The 10,461-nt window shown below is 60.9% G+C and carries 12 protein-coding genes and 1 tRNA gene; all 13 read left to right on the top strand.

All coding sequences use genetic code 11. The annotated features are described in order from the left end of the window. On the top strand, positions 1 to 271 hold a 271-nt coding region (locus H0V34_12945), incomplete at its 5' end, for a hypothetical protein (protein ID MBA2492553.1). 81 nt (positions 272 to 352) lie between these two features. Beyond that, positions 353 to 1,720 (top strand): sigma 54-interacting transcriptional regulator, encoded by a 1,368-nt coding sequence (locus tag H0V34_12940; GenBank protein MBA2492552.1) that lies wholly within the window; start codon positions 353 to 355, stop codon positions 1,718 to 1,720. A 664-nt stretch (positions 1,721 to 2,384) separates the two neighbouring features. Further along, a complete protein-coding gene (ybgC, locus tag H0V34_12935; GenBank protein MBA2492551.1) occupies positions 2,385 to 2,804 on the top strand; it encodes a tol-pal system-associated acyl-CoA thioesterase in 420 nt (139 codons plus the stop codon). Further along, the gene (gene tolQ, locus H0V34_12930; protein MBA2492550.1) at positions 2,794 to 3,483 is read left to right on the top strand and encodes a protein TolQ; all 690 of its coding nucleotides are present in this window, start codon (positions 2,794 to 2,796) and stop codon (positions 3,481 to 3,483) included. The genes ybgC and tolQ overlap by 11 nt, the downstream gene beginning before the upstream one ends. Before the next feature lie 99 nt (positions 3,484 to 3,582). Beyond that, positions 3,583 to 4,002, top strand: a complete 420-nt coding sequence (gene tolR, locus H0V34_12925; protein MBA2492549.1) for a protein TolR — start codon at positions 3,583 to 3,585, stop codon at positions 4,000 to 4,002. 2 nt (positions 4,003 to 4,004) lie between these two features. Then, positions 4,005 to 5,117, top strand: coding sequence for a cell envelope integrity protein TolA (tolA, locus tag H0V34_12920; GenBank protein MBA2492548.1), 1,113 nt, complete (start codon positions 4,005 to 4,007; stop codon positions 5,115 to 5,117). Positions 5,118 to 5,128: 11 nt separating this feature from the next. Continuing rightward, positions 5,129 to 6,424 carry a Tol-Pal system beta propeller repeat protein TolB gene (gene tolB / locus H0V34_12915; protein MBA2492547.1) on the top strand — a complete coding sequence of 432 codons (1,296 nt, stop codon included), beginning with the start codon at positions 5,129 to 5,131 and terminating at the stop codon, positions 6,422 to 6,424. Positions 6,425 to 6,559: 135 nt separating this feature from the next. Continuing rightward, complete coding sequence (gene pal, locus H0V34_12910) at positions 6,560 to 7,111, top strand: peptidoglycan-associated lipoprotein Pal (GenBank protein MBA2492546.1); 552 nt, start codon at positions 6,560 to 6,562, stop codon at positions 7,109 to 7,111. Next, positions 7,101 to 7,982 carry a tol-pal system protein YbgF gene (gene ybgF / locus H0V34_12905; protein ID MBA2492545.1) on the top strand — a complete coding sequence of 294 codons (882 nt, stop codon included), beginning with the start codon at positions 7,101 to 7,103 and terminating at the stop codon, positions 7,980 to 7,982. Before pal ends, ybgF begins: the two co-directional genes overlap by 11 nt. Before the next feature lie 34 nt (positions 7,983 to 8,016). Then, on the top strand, positions 8,017 to 8,673 hold the full coding sequence (queE, locus tag H0V34_12900) for a 7-carboxy-7-deazaguanine synthase QueE (GenBank protein MBA2492544.1): 657 nt from the start codon (positions 8,017 to 8,019) through the stop codon (positions 8,671 to 8,673). A gap of 63 nt (positions 8,674 to 8,736) precedes the next feature. After that, positions 8,737 to 9,435 (top strand): 7-cyano-7-deazaguanine synthase QueC, encoded by a 699-nt coding sequence (gene queC, locus H0V34_12895; GenBank protein ID MBA2492543.1) that lies wholly within the window; start codon positions 8,737 to 8,739, stop codon positions 9,433 to 9,435. 72 nt (positions 9,436 to 9,507) lie between these two features. After that, a complete protein-coding gene (msrB, locus tag H0V34_12890) occupies positions 9,508 to 9,996 on the top strand; it encodes a peptide-methionine (R)-S-oxide reductase MsrB (GenBank protein ID MBA2492542.1) in 489 nt (162 codons plus the stop codon). A gap of 310 nt (positions 9,997 to 10,306) precedes the next feature. Beyond that, positions 10,307 to 10,382, top strand: a tRNA-Lys gene (locus H0V34_12885). The last annotated feature ends 79 nt before the right edge of the window (positions 10,383 to 10,461 follow it).

Raw genomic sequence — 10,461 nt, 5'->3', positions numbered from 1 at the left:
CACCATAGACAAGCCGCGCGTGCGGCTGTGCGTGAGCGATGAGGGACCAGGCATCGAGCCGGCCGAGCGCGAAAAGGTGTTCGAGATTTTTTATCAGAGCCAGTCCGCGCGCGAAGCCAGGCGCGCGGGAACCGGCATAGGGCTTGCGATCGTGCGCGAATACGTGCAGGCCCATCGTGGCAGCGTGCACGTCGAAGCGTCGACTTTAAGCGCCACGGGCGCTTCGTTCGTGGTCGATCTGCCGCTTGACCTGCGCAAGGAATCGGTCTGATCCGCAGGCTCTCGGTACTTAAATCTCCGCCACCGCGCGGCACTTAATCTTACAATCCCCACAATGAGGTAACCTCTTGCAATGGACACGGCCAACCACCGAATTCTGCTGGTCGATGACGATGCAAGCCTGCTGCATCTGCTGTCCCTGCGTCTCAAATCCGCGGGTCTGGAGGTGCAGACGGCGGAGAGCGGCAGCGAGGCGCTGGCGCGCTTGCCCGTATTCCGGCCGCACGTCATCATCACCGACCTGCGCATGGAAGGCATGGATGGCATGGCGCTGTTCGACGCGATCCATCGCCAGTATCAGACCCTGCCGGTCATTATCCTGACCGCGCACGGCTCTATTCAGGAAGCCGTGGCCGCCACCAGGCGCGGCGTGTTTTCGTTTCTGACCAAGCCCTTCGACAGCAAGGAACTGCTGGTGCAGGTGGAAAACGCATTGAGCGTCGCGGGCGAGGTGGATTCGGGCGCGGACGACGCGAACAACCCCGAGCATGACTGGCGCCGCGGCATTATCACCCGCAGCCCGATCATGGAGGATCTGCTGCGTCAGGCGCGGCTGGTCGCGCGCTCGGACGCCAGCGTATTTATCCAGGGCGACAGTGGCACCGGCAAGGAACTGCTGGCCCGCGCAATTCATCATGCCAGCCCGCGCGCAAGTGGTCGCTTCGTAGCAGTCAACTGCACTTCGATACCCTCCGAACTGCTCGAATCGGAGTTGTTCGGCCATCGCCGAGGCTCCTTTACCGGCGCCACCCGCGATCACGAGGGTTTGTTCAAGGCGGCGGACAAGGGCACGCTGTTTCTGGACGAGATCGGCGATATGCCGCTCACGTTTCAGGTCAAGCTCCTGCGCGCGTTGCAGGAGCGCGTGGTGCGGCCGGTGGGCGCCACCGATGATGTGCCGGTGGACGTGCGGTTGATCTCCGCCACGCACCAGAACCTCGAGCAGGCAATGATCGAGCGCAGGTTTCGCGAAGACCTTTATTACCGGCTAAACGTGGTGACCCTGGAACTGCCGCTGCTGTCCGCGCGTCGCGAGGACATTCCGATGCTGGCCACGTATTTCATCAACCAGCTTGGCGCCCGCTACGGGCTTCGGGTGAAAGGATTTTCGCCGGAAGCGATGGAGACCCTGACACGCCACGACTGGCCCGGCAACATCCGTCAGCTCTACAACGTAGTCGAGCAGACCGTGGCGTTGTCCACCACGCCGCTGATTCCCGCGACCCTGGTGGAAAAGGCGTTGCGCTCGCCGCCCGGCGAATTGCCGTCCCTGGTCGAGATGCGTCAGCGCGCCGAGCGCGACTACATTACTCAGCTATTGCAGATGACCGGCGGCAACGTCACCAAGGCGGCGCGGCTCGCGCAGCGCAACCGAACGGAATTCTACAAGCTACTTAATCGCTATCACCTGGATCCTGCGCTGTTCAAGACGTCGAAGTAGCGGCTAGCTGATAGCGAGGGCGCGCACGAAACGGTCGCAAGTCACCGGTTCAATGTCGGCAGCCGGCGACGGTGCGCCGCAATCTACATAAACAGAGGCTTGGAGCGTTTGTCGATAACTCGAAGTCGTTTATCGGCGACAGTCGCAAGCCATGAATCCCCATCGAAACGGGCGTGTGGCGCCACGCAGCCTCGCTTTTCTATTCTGGCATAGCAGTTGCTGAATCCCCTTGTCGATTGCTTTTTTAGCAAGCCTATGGGAATGGCAGGCAGGGACGCCACCACTTGTCTGGCTCTACGGGTAACCGGGCCCATTGCCACAATACCGGTAAGCGCCGCGCTATGGTACAGGTCGCGCGGCTTCTCTCCTTCGTGAGCCCTGTTGTTGAGCGCGGTGTGATGCCGCGCTTTTTTTTGCGTCACACCCGCTCGCGCGCATGCCAACCGCGCACCCCGCGCTATGCTTGAGTCCGCATCCGTCCGGTGTCACGTGGTATCGCTAATCCTGATACGGTTTTATGGTTGACTCGGCGTCGATCAACGGTATCTTTTCAGGGTGTAGACGGTGCGCTCGCAGGTACTATAATGCCGCGGATTCGCGCCATTCGCTTTAATCACATACGACACTACACATTATTCCGCGCTCCACCGATACTGAACCTCACGTGCAAGAGTTTATCTGGTCCGTGCGTGTCTATTACGAAGACACGGACAGCGCAGCGGTGGTGTACTATGCCAACTATCTCAAATTCATGGAGCGGGCGCGCACCGAATGGTTGCGCGCGCTCGGCCATGAGCAGGATGTGCTGGCGGCAAGGCATGGCGTGCTGTTCGCGGTACGTTCGATTGCGGTGGATTTTTTAAAGCCCGCGCGTTTTAATGACTTACTGCATGTGAGCGCGGCCGTTACGCACGTCGGCCGCGCGAGCCTTTTATTCGAACAGCGGGTCAGCCGCGCAATCGGAGGCCGCGAGGACACGCTCCTTGCCTCCGGTCGAGCCAAAATCGTCTGTCTGGAAACCCGCTCGTTCAAACCCGCATCGATTCCGTCAAATCTGAAAAAGGATCTCGCCAGTGCAGGTTGATCTAAGCATTTACACACTTATTGCCGGGGCCAGCCTGCTGGTGCAACTCGTCATGTTGCTTTTGTTAGCCGCGTCGGTCGCCTCCTGGACGATGATCGTCAGCAAGTGGAAGATTATCAAGGACGCGCGCGTGGCCGCGGACCAGTTCGAAGACCATTTCTGGTCAGGCTCGGATCTGGCGAAATTGTACGATCAGGTTCGCGCCCGCGACAACCTGAGCGGCATGGAACATATCTTTGTTTCAGGGTTCAAGGAGTATGTGCGTCTGCATCGTCAGAATCGTCTGTCGACTCTGTCGATTACCGACACGGCGCAGCGATCGATGAAAGTCGCGCTGTCGCGCGAAGTAGATTCGCTGGAACATTACATGTCATTTCTGGCGACCGTGGGTTCCACCAGCCCTTATGTCGGGCTGTTCGGCACGGTGTGGGGCATCATGAATTCGTTCCGGGGCTTGAGCAATGTGCATCAGGCCACGTTGTCGGCGGTCGCTCCCGGTATCGCCGAGGCGCTGATCGCGACCGCAATGGGTTTGTTCGCCGCCATTCCCGCGGTGATCGCCTACAACCATTATTCGAACGAGGTCGAGCGGCTGATCAATCGCTATGACAATTTCGTCGAAGAGTTCACCGCACTCTTGCAGCGGCAGGCGATGGGTCGGGAAGAAAGCGCGGCATGACTGCGCGCAACCACACTCAGCATGCGCCACGCCTGAATGCCACGCGTGAGTAATTGAGGATCGACCTTGGCTTATCATTCAGCCCGCCGCCGCAAGCCCATGTCCGAGATCAACGTCGTGCCGTACATCGACGTGATGCTGGTGCTGCTGATCATCTTTATGGTCACAGCACCTCTGCTGCAGCAGGGTGTGGAAGTCGATCTGCCAAACGCGCCGGCGGAGCCGTTACCCACCGATGAGGAACAGCCCGAGCCGCTGGTTGTCACCGTCGATCGCCAGGGCCGGTACCTGCTCAACCGCGGCGAAGATCAGCGCGCGCCCGTCAAGCGCACGGACCTGGGCGGTCGCGTGCAGGCGGTGCTGGCGGGTGAACCGGGGATCAAGGTTTACGTTAACGGTGACGAGGCGGTTAATTACGGCCGCGTCGTAGAGGCCATGGTGATCTTGCAGAACGCCGGCGTGCAAGGGGTCGGTCTGATTACTGACCCTCTGGCCGATGAGTCCGACGACGGCAGCTAACCATGCCGCAGGTGAAACGGCATATACCCGTATCGCTGGCCGCCGCGATCGGCGTGCATGTGCTGATGCTGATTTTGCTGGTAATCGGATTTCAGATGCGCAGTGAGTCCAGTGGCCAAAATCAGCCGCAAATCGAAACTGTCGCGGCGCAAGTCATTCAGCAGGATGTGATCGCCGCGCAGCGTCAGGCGCGCGCGGACGCGAAGCGCCAGGAAGCGGAGGAAGAAGCCGCGCGCAAAGCCGAGCAGGAGCGTCAACGAGCGACGGAAGAGGCGCAGCGACAGGCCGAGGCCGAGCGTCTGCAGGCAGAGGAGGAAGCGCGGCAACAGGCACAACTGGACCTGGAGCGCGAACGCCAGCAACTCGCCGAGCAGCGGCAGCAGATCGTGGAGGCGCGGCGCGAGGCCGAGCTGGAGATTCAAAAGGCGGAAGAAGCGCGGCAGGAATCCGAACGCGCGCGGCAACAGGCCGAAGAGGAAGCGCGGCGTCAGGCCGAACTGGAGCGCCAGCAAGCTGAGGAAGAGGCACAACGTCAGGCTGAACTGGAGCGCCAGCTAGCTGAGGAAGAGGCGCGGCGTCAGGCCGAACTGGAGCGCCAGCAAGCCGAAGAAGAAGCGCAACGCCAGGCCGAGCTTGAACGTCAGCAAGCGGAGGCCGAAGAGCGGCGGCGCGCCGAGCAGGAGCGTTTGATGGCCGAGATGCAGCGCGAGCGGGATCAATTAATAGCCGAGCGCGAGGCCGAAGAGGAACGGGTGGCGGCCATAATGGAGGAGGAGCAATCGGCCATGGAGGCCGCCGAGGAACGCCGGCGTCAGGCAGCCGCGGCGAGCGAGCTTCAGTCGCTCACGGCGCAGTGGGCCAGCGCCATCGCGTCAAAAGTTGAAGGACTCTGGCGCAAGCCCGCCAGCGCGGGTTTCGGGGAATCCTGCGTGATTTACGTCAGACAAACCTCAGGCGGCGCAATATTGGATGCCAAAGTTCGACAGTGCACCGGCGACGAAGAGTTCAGACAGTCGGTGGAAGCCGCCGTGTACAAGGCCGACCCCTTGCCACCGGCGCCCAACGCTGACGTCTTTCAGCAGGAATTGCTTTTCAGGTTTGCTCCGGAGGGGTAATGAGATCGAGGATGATACCGCGCGGAATATGTGCGCTGTTGTTATTGTTTTTGTGTGTCTCGCGCGCGCATGCCGTCCTCGAAATCGAGATCACGAAAGGAGTGGAAGGCGGCGTGCCCATCGCGATTCTTCCCTGGCAGGTGGCCCCCGGCGATGCGCAGCCGGCGGAGGATATCGCCGCCATTGTCAGCAATGATTTATACAGCACCGGTCTATTCAGCCCCATCGATGAAAACGAATTCCCGCAGCGCGCGACCCGCGCCAGCGAGATCAACTATCAGCTGTGGCGCAACAACGGCATCGAGAATATCGTGCTGGGCAACCTGCGGACCAACACGATAGGCGGCTTTGACGTGCAGTTTCAGTTGCTGGACGCCATTCGCGGCCGCCAGCTTGCGGGTTACAGCATCCCCGTCGAAGAAGGCGATTTGCGCCGGGTGGCGCACAAGATCAGCGATCTGATTTTCGAGGAACTGACCGGTACGCCGGGGGCGTTCAGCACTCGCATTGCCTACATCAGCACGCAGGCGGGGGACAATGGCAGAAACCGTTACGTACTGCAGATCGCTGACTACGATGGCTATAATCCTGTCACAATCTTTACCTCGGACTGGCCACTGCTGTCACCGGCGTGGTCTCCGGACGGCGAGCGTATTGCGTATGTATCGTTCGAGAATCAGCGTCCCGAGATCTACATACAGGAAATCGCCGGCGGCAACCGCAGTCTGACGGCTGGCCCCACACGCCTGAACAGCGCCCCGGCCTGGTCGCCGGACGGTGAGCGGCTGGCGCTGACCCGCTCGGAAAACGGCAATCCGGATATTTACATTCTGGATCTGAACAGCAATTTGCTCACGCGTTTGACCGATTATTCCAGTATCGATACCGAGCCCGTGTGGACGCCCGATGGCGAGTCGGTGATATTTACCTCGGATCGCAGTGGCCAGCCGCAGCTTTACCGCCAGTCCGTAAACGGTGACGGTCCGCAACGGCTGACGTTCGAGGGCGTCTACAACGCGGGCGCCGATGTTTCTCCGGACGGCGAACAGCTCGCAATGGTGCATGGCGACGCGCGCGGGTATCAGATTGCGACAAAGGCTATCGACACCGGCGCCGTGCGCGTTCTGACCGATGGCTCGCTGGATGAGGGTCCCAGTTTCGCGCCTAACGGCAGCATGATTCTGTATGCCACTACTTATCAGGGGCGCGGGGTGCTGGCCGCGGTGAGCCAGAACGGCCGCGTGAGTCAGCGCCTGCGACTGCAGGAAGGCGAGGTGCGCGAGCCGGTGTGGGGGCCGCTGCCCTGAGTCCGCGCCTGCGTGAGAGGTAGGGCGACAAGACTTGTCAATGGTAAAAGCTATGGTTGCTGGCGGCCGAGAGGGGGCAACGCCCTGGAGGGGGTGAGGGCTCAAACTAAATCTTCGATCAATTGGGAGAATATTATGACTATACGTAATCTGAGCGTCGTTTTAACCGTTGTCGTGGCGGCGGGTCTGGCCGGATGCGCGACGCGCGGGGAGCCACTGCCGTTGCCGGACGATCTTTATGGTGGTGATGAGTCCGGACAGACCACAAGGGGCGAGGGCGGCGCCGGCGAGGGTGCCGGGGTTGGAGATCAGGATCAGCTGCGGCTCGATCCGTTGCAGGATCCGAACAGCCCGCTTGCGAAGCGGGTCATTTATTTCGATTACGACAGCGATCAGGTCAAGGCGGATTCGCTGCCAGCCGTCAATGCCCATGCGCAGTACCTCGCCAACAACCCGCTACAAAAAGCGCGGCTGGAAGGTCACGGCGACGAGCGCGGGTCGCGCGAGTACAATCTCGCGCTTGGTGAGCGCCGGGCGCAGTCGGTGCGGCGCCTGTTGCAATTGCAGGGGGTGCTGGATGATCAGATCGAGATCATCAGCTATGGTGAAGAGCTGCCTGCAGCACCCGGACAAGACCCGCGTTCGTGGGCGCTCAACCGGAGGGTCGAGATCGTTTATGGCGAATAGTGACGCCAGCTACAGATATCACCGCATAACGCTTAAGTCTGCCGTATGCGGCGTCGTCATTTGTGTGGCGGCGGCGCATGCAGCGGACCCGGCTACCGAGCGGCGCTTAAGCGACATCGACAATCGCGTCAACCAGCTTGAGGGCGTGCTCGGCAACAAGGTGCTGATGGAAATGTTGCAGCGTATCGACAGTCTGCAACGGGAACTGCAGGCGGCGCGCGATGCGACCGAACGCACAGCTTACGCACTGGAAGGCCTCAAGGACCGCCAGCACGAGCTGTACCTGGATATCGATCAGCGTCTGCGCGCGCTGGAAACCGCCGGGCCCGATTCCGATCCAGTACCGCGTGCGGATGCGCCCGCAATCCCGCCGATGAATGACCGGCCGGCCGATATGGCTGCGGTGGACGGCCCGAGGGTCGACGTGACGCCGCCCGTGAACCCGGTGGCGGAACCGGAGCCGCCAGACGAGACGTCGGCCGGTGCGGATAACGGTCAGGGGTATCGCGACGCCTTCGAACTGCTGAAGAACGGACAGTACGACGAGTCGATCGATGCGTTCAACCGCTTTATCACCGATTATCCGCAAAGCATCTACGCGTCCAACGCGCAGTACTGGCTCGCGGAGGCCAACTACGTGTCGGGCAATTACGAACGCGCCACCGCCGAATTCAGCCAGGTCATCGAGCGCTACCCAGACAGCGCCAAGGTGCCGGATGCCAGACTCAAACTGGGTTTCACGTACTATGAACTGGAGCAATGGGCCCAGGCGCGCGCGGTGCTTGACGAGGTGACCCGGCAGCATCCGAACACCACCGTTGCAAGGCTCGCGGCAAGCCGTCTGCAGCGCATGGATCGAGAAGGTAACTGAGGCGACGGTGGCCGCGGTCGCGCAAAACCATACGGTGCAGGCGGCAAACGCCGCGCGTCTGCGCGTGAGCGAAATCTTCTATTCGCTGCAGGGCGAGACACGCACGGTGGGCTGGCCCACGGTGTTCGTGCGCCTGACCGGCTGTCCGCTACGCTGCGGATACTGCGATACCGAATATGCGTTTAGCGGCGGTCGCTGGATGGAACTGGATGATATCGCCGCGGAAGTTACGGCGTACGGTGCGCGCCATGTCACGATTACGGGCGGTGAACCGCTCGCACAGAAAAATTGCCTGAAGCTGCTCGTGCGCCTGTGCGATCTGCGTTACGAAGTTTCTCTTGAAACCAGCGGCGCCATCGATATTAAAGATGTCGACCCGCGCGTCGTTAAAGTGGTCGATCTCAAGACGCCGGGGTCGGGCGAGGTGGACAAGAATCGGTATGAAAATGTCGAGCACCTCGGACGCGCGGACCAGGTAAAGTTCGTCATCTGCGATCGTGTCGACTACGAGTGGGCCAGAGCGGTGCTTGAACGCTATCAGCTTGCAGGGCGTTGCGAGGTGCTGTTCTCGCCCAGTCATAAAGAGCTCGACGCCGGCTTCCTGGCCGACTGGATGCTGGCCGATCGGCTGCCCGTACGCTTACAGATTCAGCTGCATAAATACCTGTGGGGTGATGTGCCGGGGCGGTGACGGAGCAGAGCCGGTGTCGCGTTGCCCTGATACTGATTAGTCGTCAGCAGTGGCGTCCCGTTCGTGCCCGAACTTGTAACCTCAATGAAAAAAGCAGTCGTGCTTCTGTCCGGCGGACTGGATTCCGCGACTGTGCTCGCCATCGCGCGCGCCGCGGGCTACACCTGTCACGCCTTGAGCGTCCGCTATGGCCAGCGGCACGCCGCGGAGCTTGTGGCCGCGCGCCGGATCGCGGAAGCACTGGGTGCGGCCGAGCATCGTGTATTCGCTATCGATCTCTCCGTGTTTGGCGGCTCCGCATTGACCGATGCGACCATGACGGTGCCGCAACAGCCCAATGAAGGCATTCCGGTAACCTACGTGCCGGCGCGCAACACCGTGTTTCTCTCGGTCGCGCTGGCCTGGGCGGAGAGTTTAGGTGCGCGCGATATTTTTATCGGCGTCAATGCGGTGGATTATTCCGGTTATCCTGACTGCCGGCAGGAATTCGTCGTCGCGTTCGAATCGCTCGCCAATCTCGCCACCAAGGCGGGCATCGAGGGCGATCGGTTTCGCGTGCATGCTCCGCTCATCGAGCTCGACAAGGCGGAAATCATTCGGCGCGGCGTGGTGCTCCAGGTCGATTATGCGCTGACCGTATCCTGCTATGTCGCGAACGACAGTGGCCATGCCTGCGGCCGCTGCGATGCGTGCCGCTTTCGCGCCGAGGGCTTCCGGAACGCGGGCATCGCGGATCCGACACTGTATGTTCAACGCGTGTAGGTGCTCGCTGGACGGCGAACGAACCCGGCGCCGCCACGTCTAATTCGGCGCACAACCTCTGGAGGATTACTTATGAACAGGCGCCGCTTTCTGGCCGGTGTCACAATCGTGACGCTCGCGCCGATGGGCTTGAATATCAACGCGGGTGACAAGGTTAAACCGTCCGGCGGCTTCAAGAAAATCCACAAGTCCGAAGAGGAGTGGCGCGAACTGCTCACGGATGAAGAATTCGAGGTGTTGCGCGACGAGGCCACCGAGCAGCCCGGCTCCAGCCGTCTCAATGACGAGAAGCGGGCGGGAATCTACGTCTGCGCCGCGTGCGCGTTGCCGCTGTTCAAGTCCCAGTGGAAATTTGAGAGCGGCACCGGGTGGCCGAGTTTCTACACCGCCATCAAGGACCACGTGGAAACCAAAACGGACTACGGATTGTTCTGGCCACGAACCGAATACCACTGCGCGCGCTGCGGCGGGCATCAGGGCCACGTGTTCGATGACGGCCAGCAACCCACCGGCCAGCGCTGGTGCAACAACGGCGTGGCGCTCGATTTCAAGCCGGCATAGATCACCAGCGGTCGAAGCGTGGCGGTCGTTTATTGGTCTGTTCCCGGCGCTCGCCGACCGTGCTGCGATGTCCGGCGCTATAAAAACTCCTTGTCATTAGGCCGCCACGCCGTAACATGAGCGGGCTTTGCAGTGTCTGGCGCATCGGCGACCAGAATTACCTACGTGGGGCCGTTAGCTCAGTTGGGCGAGGCCGGGCGAACGTCCTGTGAATGTTCGCCCGGCCGAGCGACCGAACAGGAGGTTCGGGCCGGTGTCCGGTAAAACTACGATTGCTGCGCCATGGATGGCAACACCACATCAAACTAATGGGCCGTTAGCTCAGTTGGTAGAGCAGTGGACTTTTAATCCATTGGTCGTAGGTTCGAATCCTACACGGCCCACCAGCCTATCAGTGACTTATATCAGTTTCATTTATTTGAAACATGGAATAAGGCTTGAGGGGTAACAATCTGGGTAACATTG

Source organism: Gammaproteobacteria bacterium (assembly GCA_013696315.1).
In the GTDB taxonomy this organism is placed as follows: Bacteria; Pseudomonadota; Gammaproteobacteria; order JACCYU01; family JACCYU01; genus JACCYU01.
This window is presented reverse-complemented; position numbering and strand designations above follow the sequence as displayed.